Origin of the sequence: Streptomyces sp. SLBN-31 (assembly GCF_006715395.1) — a bacterium.
GTDB lineage: Bacteria > Actinomycetota > Actinomycetes > Streptomycetales > Streptomycetaceae > Streptomyces.
The window spans coordinates 3,598,306-3,614,164 of the sequence record NZ_VFNC01000002.1 but is presented as its reverse complement, the minus strand read 5'-3'; the positions used below and the strand labels follow the sequence as shown (position 1 = coordinate 3,614,164).

General features: G+C 70.4%; 12 protein-coding genes, 2 tRNA genes and 1 pseudogene. 8 read left to right on the top strand and 7 right to left on the bottom strand.

Going from position 1 to position 15,859, the window contains the following annotated elements; translation table 11 throughout:
* Positions 1 to 16 precede the first annotated feature (16 nt).
* The 3 genes from FBY22_RS36340 to FBY22_RS36330 all read left to right on the top strand — a co-directional run bounded on the left by FBY22_RS36340 (position 17) and on the right by FBY22_RS36330 (position 2,898).
* Entirely contained in the window at positions 17 to 553 is a 537-nt protein-coding gene (locus FBY22_RS36340; RefSeq protein WP_142152207.1) for a hypothetical protein, read from the top strand.
* A gap of 179 nt (positions 554 to 732) precedes the next feature.
* Entirely contained in the window at positions 733 to 1,422 is a 690-nt protein-coding gene (locus FBY22_RS36335) for a class F sortase (RefSeq protein WP_142152206.1), read from the top strand.
* A 435-nt stretch (positions 1,423 to 1,857) separates the two neighbouring features.
* Positions 1,858 to 2,898 carry a glycoside hydrolase family 6 protein gene (locus tag FBY22_RS36330; protein WP_142152205.1) on the top strand — a complete coding sequence of 347 codons (1,041 nt, stop codon included), beginning with the start codon at positions 1,858 to 1,860 and terminating at the stop codon, positions 2,896 to 2,898.
* Between the two features lie 7 nt (positions 2,899 to 2,905).
* Here FBY22_RS36330 and FBY22_RS36325 read toward each other — a convergent pair whose 3' ends face one another.
* The 4 genes from FBY22_RS36325 to FBY22_RS36310 all read right to left on the bottom strand — a co-directional run bounded on the left by FBY22_RS36325 (position 2,906) and on the right by FBY22_RS36310 (position 8,120).
* Positions 2,906 to 4,843 carry a kelch motif-containing protein gene (locus FBY22_RS36325; protein WP_142152204.1) on the bottom strand — a complete coding sequence of 646 codons (1,938 nt, stop codon included), beginning with the start codon at positions 4,841 to 4,843 and terminating at the stop codon, positions 2,906 to 2,908.
* On the bottom strand, positions 4,840 to 6,837 hold the full coding sequence (locus FBY22_RS36320) for a glycosyltransferase family 2 protein (protein WP_142152203.1): 1,998 nt from the start codon (positions 6,835 to 6,837) through the stop codon (positions 4,840 to 4,842). Before FBY22_RS36320 ends, FBY22_RS36325 begins: the two co-directional genes overlap by 4 nt.
* 318 nt (positions 6,838 to 7,155) lie before the next feature.
* The gene (locus tag FBY22_RS36315) at positions 7,156 to 7,872 is read right to left on the bottom strand and encodes a FadR/GntR family transcriptional regulator (protein ID WP_142152202.1); all 717 of its coding nucleotides are present in this window, start codon (positions 7,870 to 7,872) and stop codon (positions 7,156 to 7,158) included.
* A gap of 174 nt (positions 7,873 to 8,046) precedes the next feature.
* A tRNA-Lys gene (locus FBY22_RS36310) sits at positions 8,047 to 8,120 on the bottom strand.
* A 187-nt stretch (positions 8,121 to 8,307) separates the two neighbouring features.
* Between FBY22_RS36310 and FBY22_RS36305 the strand changes: the two genes are divergently transcribed.
* The 5 genes and pseudogenes from FBY22_RS36305 to FBY22_RS36285 all read left to right on the top strand — a co-directional run bounded on the left by FBY22_RS36305 (position 8,308) and on the right by FBY22_RS36285 (position 13,878).
* The gene (locus tag FBY22_RS36305; protein ID WP_142152201.1) at positions 8,308 to 9,708 is read left to right on the top strand and encodes a peptidoglycan-binding protein; all 1,401 of its coding nucleotides are present in this window, start codon (positions 8,308 to 8,310) and stop codon (positions 9,706 to 9,708) included.
* A gap of 85 nt (positions 9,709 to 9,793) precedes the next feature.
* Positions 9,794 to 10,912: an SPFH domain-containing protein gene (locus FBY22_RS36300; protein ID WP_142152200.1), complete on the top strand. Its 1,119-nt coding sequence runs from the start codon at positions 9,794 to 9,796 to the stop codon at positions 10,910 to 10,912.
* Positions 10,913 to 11,009: 97 nt separating this feature from the next.
* Positions 11,010 to 11,615 carry a lytic polysaccharide monooxygenase gene (locus FBY22_RS36295; RefSeq protein WP_142152199.1) on the top strand — a complete coding sequence of 202 codons (606 nt, stop codon included), beginning with the start codon at positions 11,010 to 11,012 and terminating at the stop codon, positions 11,613 to 11,615.
* A 91-nt stretch (positions 11,616 to 11,706) separates the two neighbouring features.
* Positions 11,707 to 12,171, top strand: coding sequence for a DUF3592 domain-containing protein (locus FBY22_RS36290; RefSeq protein ID WP_142152198.1), 465 nt, complete (start codon positions 11,707 to 11,709; stop codon positions 12,169 to 12,171).
* 40 nt (positions 12,172 to 12,211) lie between these two features.
* Positions 12,212 to 13,878 (top strand): annotated as a pseudogene (locus tag FBY22_RS36285) (long-chain-fatty-acid--CoA ligase).
* On the opposite strand, the gene FBY22_RS36280 reads toward FBY22_RS36285, so the two are convergent.
* The 3 genes from FBY22_RS36280 to ehuA all read right to left on the bottom strand — a co-directional run bounded on the left by FBY22_RS36280 (position 13,844) and on the right by ehuA (position 15,812).
* Positions 13,844 to 13,917, bottom strand: a tRNA-Lys gene (locus tag FBY22_RS36280). The pseudogene FBY22_RS36285 and the gene FBY22_RS36280 sit on opposite strands and share 35 nt — an antisense overlap.
* Positions 13,918 to 14,014: 97 nt before the next feature.
* Positions 14,015 to 14,773, bottom strand: coding sequence for an IclR family transcriptional regulator (locus FBY22_RS36275; protein ID WP_142152197.1), 759 nt, complete (start codon positions 14,771 to 14,773; stop codon positions 14,015 to 14,017).
* A gap of 268 nt (positions 14,774 to 15,041) precedes the next feature.
* Complete coding sequence (gene ehuA / locus FBY22_RS36270; RefSeq protein WP_142152635.1) at positions 15,042 to 15,812, bottom strand: ectoine/hydroxyectoine ABC transporter ATP-binding protein EhuA; 771 nt, start codon at positions 15,810 to 15,812, stop codon at positions 15,042 to 15,044.
* Between the last annotated feature and the right edge of the window lie 47 nt (positions 15,813 to 15,859).

Here is a 15,859-nt window from a genome sequence, read left to right as displayed (position 1 = left end):
ATCTGGAGGTTTCACGATGGGCTCACTTCGCCTCACTCTCTGTGCAGGGCTTCTGGGTGCCTGCGCCCTCACCCCGGCGGCGTACGCGACGGACGGAGGAGGCGGCACCGTCTCGGTGACCCCGTCGTCCCCGGCCGCCGGCGCCGACGTCGGCCTGCGGGTGACCGGGTGCACCGGGAAGACGGCCACCGCGGTCTCGAAGGCGTTCGTCGCGGACGCGCGGCTCGCGGGCGGCCCCGACGGAGCCCTGGCCGGGGAGACCAGGATCCGCTCCTCGGCGGAACCCGGCGCCTACGACGTGAAGGTCGGCTGCGCCGACGTCGAGATCAAGGCCACGATCACGGTCGTGGCGCAGGGGACGCACCCCTCCACACCCGCCTCGCCGATCGCCCCGGTCGACGCGGGCGGCGGCGGTACGGCCCACTTCGCCACCGTCGACACCCGGACGACCGGCCCCGGCACGGCGCACGCGATCACGGGCCTGATCCTCGCCGGAGTCGCCGCGACCACCGTGGCGGTACTGAGCGCCCGCCGCCGCCGTGAGACGGAGTGACCGGCCCATGCCCGCACCCGCCCCCGCCCTCCGCGCACATGCCTTCGACACCGCCCCACCCCCCGCTCGCCTTCCGCTTCCGCCGGCCGCCCCCGCCGGACCCCGCCCGGACGGTGCCTCGGAGGCTGCTCCCCGCTCCCTCCGCTCCCGGCCGGCCCCGCTGACGGAACGTCCCGCCCATGCGTGACGACTTCCGCGACGGCGAGTTCGACCGGCGCCGTTCCACGGGGTCCGGGCGGCTGCTGACCGGTGGCGCCTGGGCCGTGCTGCTGCTCGGGCTGTGGCTGTGGGGGCGGGACGTGACCGAGGTGCGGCCGGGGATCTCCGGGCCGGCCACCGGTGACATGGCGGCGATCGGGCGGCCCCCGGCCGTGGAACTGCCGCCCGCCGCCCGCCCGTTGGGCAACGCGCTGCCGCAGCGCCTCGACATTCCGGCCCTCGGCGTGCAGGCGCCGGTGGTGGCGCGCGGGCTGGACCGGGCGGGAGCGGTCGATCCGCCGCCGTTCGACCAGGCGGGCGTGGTCGGGTGGTACGCGGCCGGCGCCGAGCCGGGGGCCGCGGGAGCCGCCGTGATGGTGGGGCACGTCGACACCGAGACCCGGCCCGCCGTCTTCTACAAGCTCAGCACCCTGACACCCGGCCGGACCGTCCGCGTGGTCCGCGACGACGGCCACGTCGCCGAGTTCACCGTCGACGACGTCCGGGTCCTCACCCGCGACCACTTCGACGCCCGGCAGGCCTACGGCGTCCACCGGCCGGGCCGCGCCGAACTGCGCCTGATCACCTGCGGCGGCACCTTCGACCCGGCCGACCGCAGCTACACGGCGAACGTGGTCGTGTCGGCGTACCTCACCGGAACCGGCGCATGAGACCCAGGGGTACCTGGCCCGGTCGACGGCCCGCTCCCCCGGAAGCCGTCGACCGGGCTGGTCCTCGACCGCGCGCGCACGGGTTGCGGGAGTAACCCGGCGTCCGGCGCGGGAGGTGCGGAAGTTCCGGTGGTGACCGAATGGCCGGGGGCCGGGGCCATGTGAGAACACCCTAGAACGAATGAGCGCCAGAGCCTAGAGGGTTATGACGCCAGGTTCCGCTCCGGTGGCTCTGTGTCATAGGCCCTGGTGGCTCGTCGTTCCAGTGCCGCGTCAGCACGGTCTCGCTCCCGCGCGGGCCACGACTCGGCGTGCTGCGCGGCCCTTGCCCGTCGGTGCTGTAACAGCTCCCCGACAAGGCTCGGGCGATCTCGTGGGCGGCGCGCCGCTATGTCAGGATTGAGACTTGGACCGGTGCACCCAAGGGGGAGTTGGATGTACGGCAGCAGGGGGGCTGGGTCGGGGTTCGCCTTCGGGACCGCGATGAGGGCTTCCGCGGTGGTGCTGGGGGCGGCGCTGCTGGTGGCGGGGTGTTCCTCCGGCGGCGGTGACGGCAAGGACGGCGACGCCGGCGCCAGGATCACCCAACAGCCCAAGGACAGCGACCCGTTCTGGGTCAACCCGGACGGCAACGCGGCCCGCCAGGTCGCCGCGTACGCCAAGGCCGGCAAGGACACCGAGGCCGAGCGGATCCGGAAGATCGCCGAGCAGCCGACCGGTGAGTGGATCGGCCCGGAGAACCCGGAGCAGGAGGCCAGGGGCTTCACCGAGGCCGCCGACAAGGCCGGCCGCACGGCCCTGCTGGTGCTCTACGACATCCCGCACCGCGACTGCGGCCAGTACTCGCAGGGCGGCGCCGCCGACGGCAACGCCTACCGCGCCTGGATCGACGGGGTGGCCGCGGGCATCCAGGACCGCCCGGCGATGGTGATCCTGGAACCCGACGCCGTACTGCACCTGGTGGACGGCTGCACGCCGGGCCAGTTCCAGGAGGAGCGCTACGCCCTGCTCGACTACGCCATAAGCAAGCTGAAGTCCCTGAAGTCCACCAGGGTCTACCTGGACGCGGGCAACGCCGGCTGGGGCCACCCCGACCAGATCTTCCAGCCCCTCCAGCGCGCGGGCATCGCCCAGGCCGACGGCTTCTCGGTCAACGTCTCCAACTTCTACTCGACGAAGGACTCCATCGCCTACGGCAAGCGGCTCTCCGCCAAGGTCGGCGGCAAGCACTTCGTCATCGACACCAGCCGCAACGGCAACGGCCCGTACACGGGTGGGAAGCCCGCCGAGAACTGGTGCAACCCGCCGGGCCGGGCGCTCGGGGAGGCGCCGACGACCAGGACCGCCGACCCCCTCGTGGACGCCTACCTGTGGGTCAAGCGGCCGGGGGAGTCGGACGGCACCTGCCGGGGCGGCCCGGCGGCCGGGCAGTGGTGGGCGAGTTACGCACTCGCCCTCGCCAAGGCTGCCGAGTAGCCGCGCGCTACGGCACCTTGACCCACTGTGCCTTGCTCGGCGTCCCCTGGTCGTCGTCCACGAACAGCATGTACCAGCCGGCGGTGACCAGGTTCCGGTTCTTCGGCATGGTCACCGTCACCTTGTTCCCCGACGTCTTGAAGTCCAGGGCGACCGACCGCTGGTCGACGTCGGTCACATGGGTCGACGCACTGGGCCGGATCAGCCGCACCTTCTTGATGGCGGAGGCCTGCGGCGAGGTGAACGTGCCCGTCCCGCCGCGCGCGATCGTCTGCGGTCCGCCGGACAGCGACGGCCGGGAGTCCCGGTACAGATAGGGCGGCGTGTAGATCTCGATGCGCTGCTCGAACGTGCCGGGCTTGGTGTTGGCCTTGTCGCCGTAGAGCGAGTCCGAGCCGAAGAACATCACGCGCCCGTCCGGCAGCAGGATCGACCCGGAGTGGTAGTTGCGTCCCACCAGTGGATCGGCCACCCGGTCGAAGGTGTTGGTGTCCGGGTGGTAGAGCCTGGCCTGCAGGATGTTGGAGTCGCCGCGCCCGCGGTAGTCCTCGGAGCCGCCCGACACCAGCACCGAGTCGTCCGGCAGGATCGACGACTGCGGATACCGCGTGCCCTTCTCCAGCGTCGGCCCGTCCTTGAACTTCGGGTTCTTGTCCTTGAGGCCGATGAGCCGGGTCCTGTTGCTGGACAGCTTGGACTCGCCGACCCCGCCACCACCGATCACCAGGAACTTCTCGTCCTGCGCCGGCGGCAGCAGCACCGTCCCGGACGTCTCCATCTCGTTCGCGTCGCTGAGCCCGGGCAGCTTGGTGAACCTGTTCGTGGCGACGTCCCAGATGCCCGGAACACGGCCGACGTTGTCCGGCCCGTAGCCGGCGTTCGAACCCGAGTAGAAGATCTTGCCGTTCTGCATCAGGAAGAGCGCCGGGTAGGTCGGGAACTGCCGGATCTTCGACGTGTACGTCCACGTCTTCGTCTTCGGGTCGAAGATCTCGTTCTTGCCCGGCACCAGCTGGCCGATGTCGTCGAGCCCGGAGACGCTGAGGATCCTGCCGTCGCTCAGCGTGGTGAGCGTCGGGTACCAGCGGGCCTCGTTCATCGGGTCGACCTTGATGTACTTCTCGGCGACCGGGTCGAACTCGAAGGCGTCCCTGATCCCCTGGAAGTCCTTCTTGTCGAGGGCGAGCTTCTGCGCGATGCCGTACGTGTTGCGCGCCGCGGCACCGGTCAGGCCCTGGATGCGGTAGTTGTCCTGGGTGCCGGTCTCGTACCTGGTGCCGCTCTTCTTCGCCTCGACGTAGATCCGGCCGAGCCCCGGGTCGTTGCGCAGGAACCTGCCGGTCGCCTTGTCGAAGACCTTCTTCGCGCGCGGCACGAGCACCGGGTCCTTGGACACGAAGGTCCTGCCGTTCTCCTTGCCGGTGAACACGGTCCCCGCCGGCAGGGTGATCGGCTTGTCCGGGTTCTCGTTGTGCACCACCATCAGGCCGCCGGCCTTGGTGATGTCCCCCTTCAGCTTCTCGTACCGCTTGGTGCCGCCGGCGATCAGCAGATTGCCGTTGGCGAGCTGGGTGTGCCCGGTGCAGAACAGGTCCTTCGGCGTCGGGACCTTCTTGATCGTGCCCTTGACCGGGTCCCAGATCCGGGTGTCGAACCTCTTGGCGTTGAAGTTGTCCTGGTTGTTGCCCGAGCCGGCGATCATCAGCACCTTGCCGGTGCGAAGGAGCGCCGCGTGGATGGTGTCCTGGCGGTACTCCTTGGGGAACTCCACGATCTGCCAGTGGCCGTTGTCCGCTTTGTACTCGGGTTTGTTGATCTGGTACTGGTGATACTTGGCCGTCCCGAAGCGGTACAGCCACGGACCGTTCATCCCGGCCAGCGCGAGCACCACCGCCGTCCCGATGGCGAGCCTGCGGGCGCGGCGGCGGCCTGCACGGTCGTTCATTCCTTACGTCCCCCGAATCCACCGAGCGCGATCTGCATCGTCTGGTCGTTTCCCGCCTCCGAGGCGCCGTCCGCGGCGGCCCAGGTGGGCTTGTGCCCGGTGCCGTGCGGCGGTGTCGCCTGCCGCTCCGGCAGCGGCCGCGGCTGGTAGGGCACGGCGGGCGGCGCGTCCTGCGGCTCCGCGTACACGGGAACCGGCTCCTTCTTCGCCTTCCGCAGCGAGTACCGCCAGGCGAAGATCGGTGACGCGGTGATCAGCAGGGCGAACGTGGCCCAGGTGATCATCGCCGGGTGCGAGTGACCCAGCGCGAAACCGGCACCGATGGAGGCGCCGAAGACCAGGATGAAGAACAGGTGGACGCGGAAGGTCCCGAACAGAGTGTCCGGGCTGGCCGAGTCGCCCTTGGGCGTCACCACGAACTTGCTCTTGCGCCGCAGCACCGCGTCCATCAGCGAGCGGGCGTAGATCGGAGCCGACAGCGCCGACATCACCATGCCCGCCACACCGCCGGAGCCCTCGGGCTCGTGCGGGGAGACGTTGTGCCGGCGGTTCCAGACGTACAGGCCGATCTGCAGCGCGGAGGCGTTGCCGTACAGCATCAGCCACACGGTCGGGTCGATGTTCACACCCGAGGCGCCCAGGCCCAGGAACAGCGCGCAACTCAGCGCCGCCAGGATCCAGTTGAGGGCCGACATCGGGTAGAAGATGATCATCATCGTGTAGTTGAAGAGCTTGCCCGGAGGCAGCGAGAACCAGCCCTTCCAGTACTGCTTGAGGATCGTCTCGTACGTCCCCCGCGACCAGCGCAGTTGCTGCGTGAAGAAGTCCGTCCAGGCGCCCGGGCCCTCACCGACGGCGAGCACGTCCGGCGTGTACACCGAGCGCCACTTCTTGCCCGTCGACGGGTTCTTGTGGCGGTGGATCTCGAAGCCGGTCGCCATGTCCTCGGTGATCGAGTCGTACAGGCCGCCGATCTGCTTCAGGGCCTTGATGCGTACGGCGTTCGACGTACCGACGAACATGGGGGCGCCGTAGAAGTTCCCGGCCCGCTGGATGAGGGCGTGGAAGAGGAACTGCTGGGACTCGGCCGCCTTGGTGATGGGGTTGTCGTAGTTGCCGTACACCTGCGGGCCGATGACGAAGCCGACGTCCGGGTCGCGGAAGAAGCCGAGCATCCGCTCCAGGTAGTTGGGCAGCGGCACGTGATCGGTGTCGACGGAGGCGAAGTAGTCGTAGTCGTCGCCGTGCGCCTGGAGCCAGGCGTTGTAGTTGCCGTGCTTGGTCTTCGCACGGAACGGGCCCTTCTTCTGGTTCCACTGCTCCACGCCCTTGCGGGAGAAGTGGTGCACGCCGAGCCGCTCGCAGACCGCCTTGACCTCGTCGTCGTCGCCCTCGTCCAGGAGCCAGATGTGCAGAAGGCCCCGGTGGCGCAGCCGTACGGCCGCCTCCAGGGTCTTCGTGACCATCTCCAGGGGTTCCTTGCCGGGCACGTACGTCGTGATGAACGCGACTCTCGTGCCGGTCTCCGGCACCACCGGGACCGGGTCGCGGGCGACCAGGGTGGCGTGCGCGTTGGACAGCACGTTCATGCAGCGGAAGAACTCGATCAGACCGATCGAGACGAGCATCACGACGTCCAGCACCGGCAGGAAGTCGAAGGCCGGGTAGTCGCGTTCGGTCCAGTGCTCCGGCTGCAGCAGCCAGGCCAGCAGGACCAGGGACAGCAGCGGGGCCGCGCCCAGCATCAGGGCGGCCCTTATGCGGTGCGGCTCCTGCGAGAGCAGTGAGCGGTACTGCACCTTGTAGGGCTTGTCCGGGTCGGGCTGGGTGAGGGGGCCGGCCAGTCGGCTGTAGTGCTCGTAGTCGTATCTCGGCAGGGTTTTCTTGATCCGCCGGAACTGGCCCGTCGTGCTGTTCCGGTGAGGATCCACTCTCGGCTGGGTGGTTTCGGACGGGTCGAAGTTATGCCGGGCGCCCGTCGGCGTCGACGTCATGAGTCATCCCCCCACACGCGGGTGAGCGCGTGTCGTGTCGTTTCCTTACCACCGGTGAACGGTCCCCCTCGACCCCTCACAGGCGTGTCAGCGGCGGGCCGCGGCCACCACGCTTTCCACACGGGTAGACATGGAACCGCGCCCTTCCGGTTGCATGATGCCCCCCTCGGCACCGGCTCGTGAACAGGGCCCCCTATCCCCGCAGAACGCCGCAACCGCTTACTAGTCCCCCAACTGCCGCGTATCCGCAGCATCTTGGAAAACAGGGTTCTACGGCGTTCAGCATGATCGCAAGATGCGAAACGCGCTGTTTACCGGTCATACGCGTTCATTGCGGTGCGTGTGGGGGTCTTGTGGACCAGTGGTGGACAGCCGTGCGCGCAGGTTGCCGAAGTGCTCTCTTATGGCCTCCTCCGCCCGTACCGAGTCGCCGGACCGCACCGCGTCGAGGATGTCCCGGTGCTGTTCGCAGGTGATCCTGTGGTCGGGCGGAGCACCTCCCAGATCCGTGTGCACACGGTGGAAGGTGTCCCAGAACGCTTCCAGGACCTCGCCCAGCAACACGTTGTCCAGACCCCGGTAGAGGGTGGCGTGAAACGCGCGGTCGGTCTCGGCGAGGCCGGCACCTCCGTGTGCGGCCTCCCGTTCCATACGGTCCACGAGCGCGTCGAGTTCAACGAGGTCCCGTTCCGGGATCCGCCCCGCGAGCCGTGACACCAGCCCCGTCTCCACCGCCTCGCGCAGCTCCAGCAGCTGCAGCAGGGAGTTCTCGCCGCGGTGGTGCCCGGCCACCGTGCGGAAGGCCAGGCCCTCGATCATCGGGGCCAGCGACATCGGGCCGACGTACGTCCCGAAGCCGTGCCGGATCTCCACGATGCCCATCGCCTGCAGCGCCTTGAGTGCCTCGCGCACCGAGTTCCGGCTCGCGCCGAGGAACTCCATCAGTTCGGGCTCGGTCGGCAGCGGGGCCCCGGAGGGCAGCCTGCGGTCGATGATGAGCTTCTTGATCCGCTCCTGGAGGTCTCGGGCTGCCATGGCGAGAGGGTATCCGGCCAAACAGGGCGAGGCCCCCGTTCCGGCCACATGCGAAAGGCCCCCACTGCTGTGGAGGGCCTTGCGCCCGATGCGGCCGCGCGGCGCAGCCGCGCGGAGACGACGATGGCGAGGCCGGTTCGCGTTCTCCGCGAACATGCCTCGCCATCGACAACGTGCGCCGCCAGGGACTCGAACCCCGGACCCGCTGATTAAGAGTCAGCTGCTCTAACCAACTGAGCTAGCGGCGCCTGCTGACGCCGCAACTCTACCCGATCTCCGGGGCTGCTCCCGACCGCGGGCGGGCCAAGGGGCCGGGGGGAGGGTGAGGGGCGTTACGTCATTCGGACCGTCAGAATGCGCGCGCGGAACACAGTTGGGAAACTGGCAGACGTGCACGAGTGCGGAGATTTCGGCCTGGAGTGTGAGGGGAATCGCATGGAGACTCCGGTATTCGAGGAATTCGATCCCGTGAGCGACTGCGACTGCCCCGGATGCCTGCACTGGCGCCGGGTGCTTTCCCCCTCCAAGGCGTTCCACCACCCCGCTGCCCGCCACCGTTCCCGGCTGCGCCCGGGCGGGGGGACCGCCGGGACGGTGATCGTCGCGGCGGCCGCCGCGGCCCTCGGCGCCGGGTACGCGGTGCCCGCAGTCGCCGCCCCGCAAGCACCCCCGGGTCCGGGCGTTCCCGCAGGTGACACGGGGGACGAGCCCACCACCCCGCAGGGCGGCAAGGCCCCGCTGCACGGACCGGGCGGCAGGCCCGTCAAGCCGGCGCAGACGCTCAGGACGCCCACGACCACCCGTGCGGAGATCATCAACCGGGCCAAGAAATGGGTCGCCGCCGAGGTGCCGTACAGCATGACGGACTACTGGCCCGACGGTTACCGGCAGGACTGCTCGGGCTTCGTCTCGATGGCCTGGAACCTGCCGGGGAACGAATGGACGGGCAGCCTCGACAAGTACGGCGACCGGATTCCCAAGGATGCCCTGGAACCCGGCGACATTCTGCTGTTCCACAATCCGGCGAACCCGGAGAACGGCTCGCACGTCGTCATTTTCGGCGGCTGGACCGACTACACCCACACCTACTACATCGCCTACGAGGAGACCCGCCCTCACGCCCGCCGGCAGGCCACCCCGTACGCCTACTGGAGCCACTCGGACCAGTACCTCGCCTACCGGTACAAGGGGCTAGCGGCGGACGCGGGCGACCCGGGGACGGGCTCGACGCCGGTGACGCCGGCCTCCTCGGACCACCCCGCCACGGTGTTCCCCGGAGCGGGCTCTTTCGGCCCCGGCGCCGACAACAAGTACGTCACCCAGCTCGGTCAGATGCTCGTGGCGCGCGGCGCCGCCCGTTTCTACACCTCGGGTCCCGGCCCGCGCTGGTCCGACGCCGACCGGCGGGCCACCCAGGCCTTCCAGCTGGCTCAGGGCTGGCAGGGCGCGGACGCCGACGGACTGCCGGGGCCGCAGACCTGGGCGCTGCTGGTGACGGGGGAGGGCAGGAACGTCCCGGCGGCGGGCACGACCCCGGCCGACGGCACGGGCACGGTTCCGTCGACGGGAGCCGCGGGAGCGCCGGCCTCGCACGGGGTGCCCGGCTACCCGGGGCGCGCGATGTTCCGGCCGGGCGCGAACAACCAGTACGTCACGCTGCTCGGGAAGCAGCTGGTGAAGAAGGGGTTCGGCAAGTACTACAGGACGGGTCCGGGTCCGCGTTGGGGCGAGGCGGACCGTCGTAACGTCGAGGCCTTCCAGCGTGCCCAGGGCTGGCGGGGCGGCGCCGCGGACGGCTTTCCGGGGCCGGAGACCTGGAGGCGCCTGTTCTCCTGAGCCGTTCGGCTGTGACCACCTGTTGTGATCCACCCGTGGTGACCCATCTGTTGTGACGCATCTGGCGCGGAGGCTGGAGGCACGCATGAGCACGACGACCACTTCACCGACCCCTGATTCCGAGGGGCCGAGCAGACCCGGACCCGCACGTCTCATCCAGAACGAGGCGACCATGGAGATCCCCGTCCACCTGCTCTTCCGCGACGACCCCGACCCGGCGCCGGTGCCGGTGCGCCCCGCCATCGTCGGACGGCGGCAGGGCACCGGCGAACAGCCGCGCCTGCGCCGCCCGGCGCCCGCCAGGCCCCGCCCGGCCCCGCAGGTCGACTCCGAACTGGCCGAACGCCCGGCCAGGGTGCTGCCCGGCGCGGCGGGCGTGTTCGCCGGGGCGTGCGGGCTGGCCGGCGCTCTGGCCAACTCCTGGTGGGCGGGCGTCCTGCCGCCGCTCGCGGTGGAGGCGCTCAGGCTGCCGGGGTGCGCGGGTGGCGGTCTCGGTCCCGCGCAGTGGGCCGCGTACGCGGGTGCCGGCACCCTCGGCCTGTTCGGTTTCGGCGGTCTGGCGCGCGGGCGTACCGGGCGGGCCTGGGTGCTCGGGCTGTTCGGCCGCTACCGGGGGACGGTCCGGCGCACCGGCCTGATGTGGGTCAACCCGCTGCTGCTGCGCCGCCGGGTCGACGTGCGGCTGCGGCACTGGCGGAGCGAGCCGATGCCGGCGGCCGACGGCAACGGGGTGGCGCTGCGGGTCGTGGTGCTGGTGGTGTGGCGGGTGCGGGACACCGCACGGGCGGTGCTCGGCGTCGAGGACCACGAGACGTACTTGCGCGAGTGCGTGGAGGCGGGGCTGGCGCGGGTGCCGGTGGAGATGCCCGGCGGGCCGCGGGACTCGGTCGAGGCGGCCGGGGAGGCGCTGACCCGGGTGGTCGCGGCGGACGCGGCACCGGTCGGTCTCGAGGTGTTCTCGGTCCGTCCGGTGCGCATCGAGTACGCCCCCGAGGTCGCCGCCGCGATGCACCGCCGCCGTATCGCCGCGCTGGACGCCCAGCACCGGGCGAGCGTGCTGACGTCGGTGGTGGACTCGGTGGAGGACACGGTGACCCGGCTGACCGTGCGGGGACTGGTCGAACTGGACGACTACGAACGCAAGGCGCTGGTGAAGGACCTGACGGTCGCCTTCTGCGCCGGACGCGGAGAACAGACGCCGTGAATGGTATGGACATGGTCAACCCACGGCAATAATCTGGGACTTGGTCTAGACCTGCACGCCTCACGGAACTTCCCCCACGTTCTCCAGGAGCGGCAGCATGCGCAGAAAGACCAAGTTCTACGGGGCCGTGGTGGGCCTCGCGACCACCGGAGCACTCGTACTGTCCACCGGCGGCGCCAGCGGCCACGGCTACACCGACCTCCCCATCAGCAGGCAGAAGCTCTGCGCCAACGGCACGGTGACCAACTGCGGCGACATCCAGTACGAGCCGCAGAGCGTCGAGGGCCCCAAGGGCTTCCCGGCCTCCGGACCGGCCGACGGCGCGATCTGCTCCGGCGGCAACACCCGCTTCGCCCAGCTCGACAGCCCGAGGACGCCGTCCGGCGGAGCCTGGCCCGCCACCAGGGTGACGGGCGGCCAGAGCTACACCTTCCGCTGGCAGTTCACCGCCATGCACGCCACGACCGACTTCAAGTACTACGTCACCAGGCAGGGCTGGAACCAGAACCACAACCTGGCCCGCTCCGACCTCAACACCACACCGTTCCTGACCGTCCCCTACGGCGGTCAGCGTCCTCCCTCCACCCTCTCGCACAGCGGCACCCTGCCGTCCGGGCTCAGCGGACGTCATGTGATCGTCGCCGTGTGGACGATCGCCGACACGGGCAACGCGTTCTACGCCTGCTCGGACGTCACCTTCTGAGGGTTCCTTGAGCCAATCGCCCGGCCGGCGTGGGTAGGTTCCTGCCACGCCGGCCGTCCGAGGCCGGCGTTTTCGACCTCGGGGGATGCACATGGAGCTCTTCTTCTACGTCGTGCCCGGCCTCATGATCGCCGGCGCGCTCACCGCCCTGATCACGGTGCTGCGCCGCGCCCGGCACATCAGCGGCGCCTGGAACAGCGGGCTCACCGCCGAGGCGCGCTGCCTGAACACCTACACCACGACCAGCGGGGGCGGCGGCGACAGCTCCGCGACCACGACGCTGCACCACGTCTACGAGTTCACCACCCGCGAGGGCCGGGCCGTCCGCTTCGAGGAGCACAACGGCCCGGGGACGATCGTCACCGGCGACATCGTCACCGTGCGCTACACCGCCGAACACCCGGAGCGGGCCACGGCGAAGCCGCCCCGGCCCGGCCGGCTGCTCGCCGAACAGGGCTGCCTGATCGCCTTCTTCGGTGTGTTCATCGCCTTCTGCCTCTTCTTCATGCTCGTCGTGCACGTCGGCTTCAGCGCGGCGCACGAGGTGATGCCGTAGCCCTCCACATCTGACGATCCGTCAACTACCGTGCGCCGCCATGGAGACCAGTGGGGTGAAGAGGCGCACGGTCGCGGAGCTCGTGGCCGAGCGGTGGGGGGACCACCGGCCCGGCCTGTGGTGCGGGGACCGGGTGCTCACCCATCACGAGTTCGCCGCCGGTGCCGCCGCCCGGGCGGCCCTGCTGACCGACCTCCTGCCGCCCGGCGCCGAACCGCACGTGGGCGTGCTGCTCGACAACACCCCGGAGTACCCGCTGTGGCTGGCGGCCGCGGCCCTCGCCGGGGCCGCCGTCGCCGGCATCAACCCCACCCGACGCGGCCCCGAACTGGCCCGCGACATCCTGCACACCGAGTGCCGGATCGTCGTCACCGAGCACGCCGGCCTCCAGCTCCTCACCGGCCTCGAACTCTCGGACGTGCGCCTGCTGTTGACGGACGGCGAGGAGTACGACGACCTCCTCGCCCCGTATACGGCCGCCGTGCCGGACCCGTCCCGCGCGCGTCCCGAGGACCGGCTGCTGCTGTACTTCACCTCCGGCTCCACCGGCGCCCCCAAGGCCGCGATCTGCACCCAGGGCCGACTGGCCGCCGCCGGGGCCTCCCTGGTCGGCCAGTTCGGCGTGCGGCGTGAGGACGTGCACTACGTCTGCATGCCGATGTTCCACGGCAACGCCGTGATCGCCGACTGGGCGCCCGCGCTGGTGGCCGGAGCGGGGGTGGCGCTGCGGCGACGGTTCTCCGCCTCCGGCTTCCTGCCGGACGTACGGAGGTTCGAGGCGACGTACTTCACCTACGTCGGTCGGGCCGTGCAGTACGTCCTGGCGACCGAGGAGCGCGACGACGACCGCGACAACCCGCTGCGGCTCGGCTTCGGCACGGAGGCGGGGGCCGTGGACGCGGCGGCCTTCGAGCGGCGGTTCGGGGTGCGGCTGGTGGAGGGGTACGGCTCCTCGGAGGGCGGGGCGGCGATCCAGTGGTCGCCGGGGACGCCGGCCGGGGCGGTGGGGCGGGCGGGGCCCGGTCTCGTCGTACTCGACTGGGAGACGGGGCGGGAGTGCGGGACGGCCCGGTTCGACGCCGAGGGGCGGCTGCTCAACGGGGACGAGGCGATAGGGGAACTGGTCAACCGCGGTCCGAACCCCTTCGAGGGGTACTGGCGCAACCCCGCGGCGGAGGCCGAGCGGCGCCGGGGCGGCGCCTACTGGACCGGTGACCTCTTCTACCGGGACGCCGACGGATACCTGTACTTCGCCGGCCGCACCGACGACCGCATCCGCGTCGACGGCGAGAACCTGGCCGCGGCGATGATCGAGCACATCCTCGCCCGCTACGAGGGCGCCGACGCCGTCGCCGTGTACGCGGTGCCCGACCCCGTGACCGGCGACCAGGTGATGGCGACGATCGCCGGGAGCTTCGAGCCGGCGGGGTTCGCCGCCTTCCTGGCCGACCAGCCGGATCTCGGCACGAAGATGGCGCCCCGGTTCGTGCGGGTGGTGGAGCGGATGCCGGTCACCGCCACGAACAAGATCCACCGGGCGGGGCTCAGACGCGAGGGCTTCCGGTGCCCCGAGCCGGTGTGGTGGCGGCCGCCGGGGGAGCGGGCCTACCGGAGGCTGACCCCGGAAAACGCCGATGGGCCCCTCGCTCCCACGAGGGACCCATCGGTCCGGTGCGCCGCCAGGGACTCGAACCCCGGACCCGCTGATTAAGAGTCAGCTGCTCTAACCAACTGAGCTAGCGGCGCATGACTCTCACCAACCACTTGACCTGGGGGCCTGTGGTCGGCGACGAAGAAAATACTACCCGGTCCCGGGGGGTGGTTCCGACCACCCCCCGGGCGGTCAGATCGTGAGCGACAGCAGTACCGGAGCCGCGTTCCGGTTGAGTGTGTCCGCGGCCCGGCGCAGCCGGTGGGCGTGCTCCACCGGCAGGGACAGTGCCAGGCATCCCACCGTCGACCCTGCCGTGATCGGTACGGCCGCGCAGACCGTGCCGATCGCGTACTCCTGGAGGTCCAGGTGGGGCACGGTGGGCGGCTGGGACTCCAGCCGGGACAGCAGCATGCGGTCGCTGGTGATGGTGCGCGAGGTGAGCCTCGGCAGCTTGTGGCGGGCGAGGTGGTCGCGCCGGCCGGCCAGGTCGAGCTGGCCGAGCAGGCTCTTGCCGATCGCGGTGGCGTGGGCCGAGTAGCGGAAGTCCACCCACTCGTTGACCACCGGCGTGGTCGGGCCGTCCGCGTACTGGGAGATCTTCACCTCGCCGTCGACGTATCGGCTCAAGTAGACGGCCGCGCCCACGGAGTCGCGCAGCCGGTCCAGCCTGCGCTGGATCTTGTCGCGCAGCGCCTTCTCCCGGCCCTGCGCGGAGCCGAGGCGACTGAGGGCGTCGCCGGAGATGTACCCCCCGTCGGTGATCTGCTCCACGTATCCCTCGCGGCGCAGCATCCTCAGGAGGGTGGTCAGCCGCTCCGGGTCGAGGTTGGTGTGCCGGACGAGCTCGGTGTCGTTGATTCCGGTCGTGTGCCGTGCCACCGTCTCCAGGACGCGCAGGGCGTCCTGGGCCGAGTGGTACGGCGCGGTCGGCTCGTGCTTCAGCGCCACGGTGTTCCCCCTGCGCTCGCTCGGTAGCTCCGCGACGCCGGTCTGTAAGCGTCGCTCCACAACTTGGCCGTAGTCCTGGACAGCGAATCACATCCACGATAACGGCCAAGAACCGTGTTGTGAGCGGCTGTTGACCGGATTCTGCGGGTCGCGCACTGCTCCGAGCAGGGACGCAGAACCAGCGGCATATGCCAGGGTCATGCCCCCGGTGCTCGGACCTCGGAACTTAAACCTTGTTCAACTTTTGACGTCCGAGCACCGCGGTGGGTCACAGAACCGCGCTGAGGAACTGCCGGGTGCGCTCGTGGTCGGGTTCGCTGAATATCTTCTCCGGGGAGCCGGACTCGATCACCCGGCCCGCGTCGAACATGAGGACGTCGTCGGAGATGTCCCGTGCGAAGTTCATCTCGTGGGTGACGCACAGCATCGTGATGTCCGTGGTGTGCGCGATGTCGCGCAGCACGTCCAGCACCCCGGCCACCAGCTCCGGGTCGAGCGCGGACGTCACCTCGTCCAGCAGCAGCACCTGCGGGCGCATGGCCAGGGCGCGGGCGATGGCGACGCGCTGCTGCTGGCCGCCGGACAGCTGGGTGGGGTACTTGTCGGCGTGCTCGGTCAGACCGACCAGCTCCAGCAGCTCGCGGGCCCGCGCCTCCGCCTCGTCCGCGGACAGGCCGAGGACGTGGACCGGGGCCTCGGTGATGTTCCGCATCACCTTCATGTTGGGGAACAGGTTGAACTGCTGGAAGACCATGCCGATCTTCTTGCGGACCTCGCGCACGTGCTTCTCGCCGGCCGGGACGAGCCCGCCGCCGCGCTCCTCGTGCGTGAGGTAGTCGCCGTCGACCTTGATCGTGCCCTCGTCGGGCCTGGTCAGGGTCATCAGCAGCCGCAGGATCGTGGTCTTGCCCGACCCGGACGGGCCGATGAGGGTGACGTGCTTGCCGGAGGAGACCGTGAAGTCGAGGGAGTCGAGGACGGTGTTGGCGCCGAAGCGCTTGGTGACCTTGTCGAAGCGGATCAGCTCGCTGCCGTCCACCGCGGGGTTGGCCGCCAGGAGCGCGGCGCTTTCCTTCGAGAGGTTGC

Coding starts and splice junctions, on each gene's coding strand:
- FBY22_RS36315 (WP_142152202.1), bottom strand. CDS start 7,872: ATGGCAGCCCGAGACCTCCAGGAGCGGATCAAGAAGCTCATCATCGAC.
- FBY22_RS36295 (WP_142152199.1), top strand. CDS start 11,010: ATGCGCAGAAAGACCAAGTTCTACGGGGCCGTGGTGGGCCTCGCGACC.
- FBY22_RS36290 (WP_142152198.1), top strand. CDS start 11,707: ATGGAGCTCTTCTTCTACGTCGTGCCCGGCCTCATGATCGCCGGCGCG.
- FBY22_RS36325 (WP_142152204.1), bottom strand. CDS start 4,843: ATGAACGACCGTGCAGGCCGCCGCCGCGCCCGCAGGCTCGCCATCGGG.
- FBY22_RS36330 (WP_142152205.1), top strand. CDS start 1,858: ATGTACGGCAGCAGGGGGGCTGGGTCGGGGTTCGCCTTCGGGACCGCG.
- FBY22_RS36300 (WP_142152200.1), top strand. CDS start 9,794: ATGAGCACGACGACCACTTCACCGACCCCTGATTCCGAGGGGCCGAGC.
- FBY22_RS36335 (WP_142152206.1), top strand. CDS start 733: ATGCGTGACGACTTCCGCGACGGCGAGTTCGACCGGCGCCGTTCCACG.
- FBY22_RS36320 (WP_142152203.1), bottom strand. CDS start 6,837: ATGACGTCGACGCCGACGGGCGCCCGGCATAACTTCGACCCGTCCGAA.
- FBY22_RS36305 (WP_142152201.1), top strand. CDS start 8,308: ATGGAGACTCCGGTATTCGAGGAATTCGATCCCGTGAGCGACTGCGAC.
- FBY22_RS36340 (WP_142152207.1), top strand. CDS start 17: ATGGGCTCACTTCGCCTCACTCTCTGTGCAGGGCTTCTGGGTGCCTGC.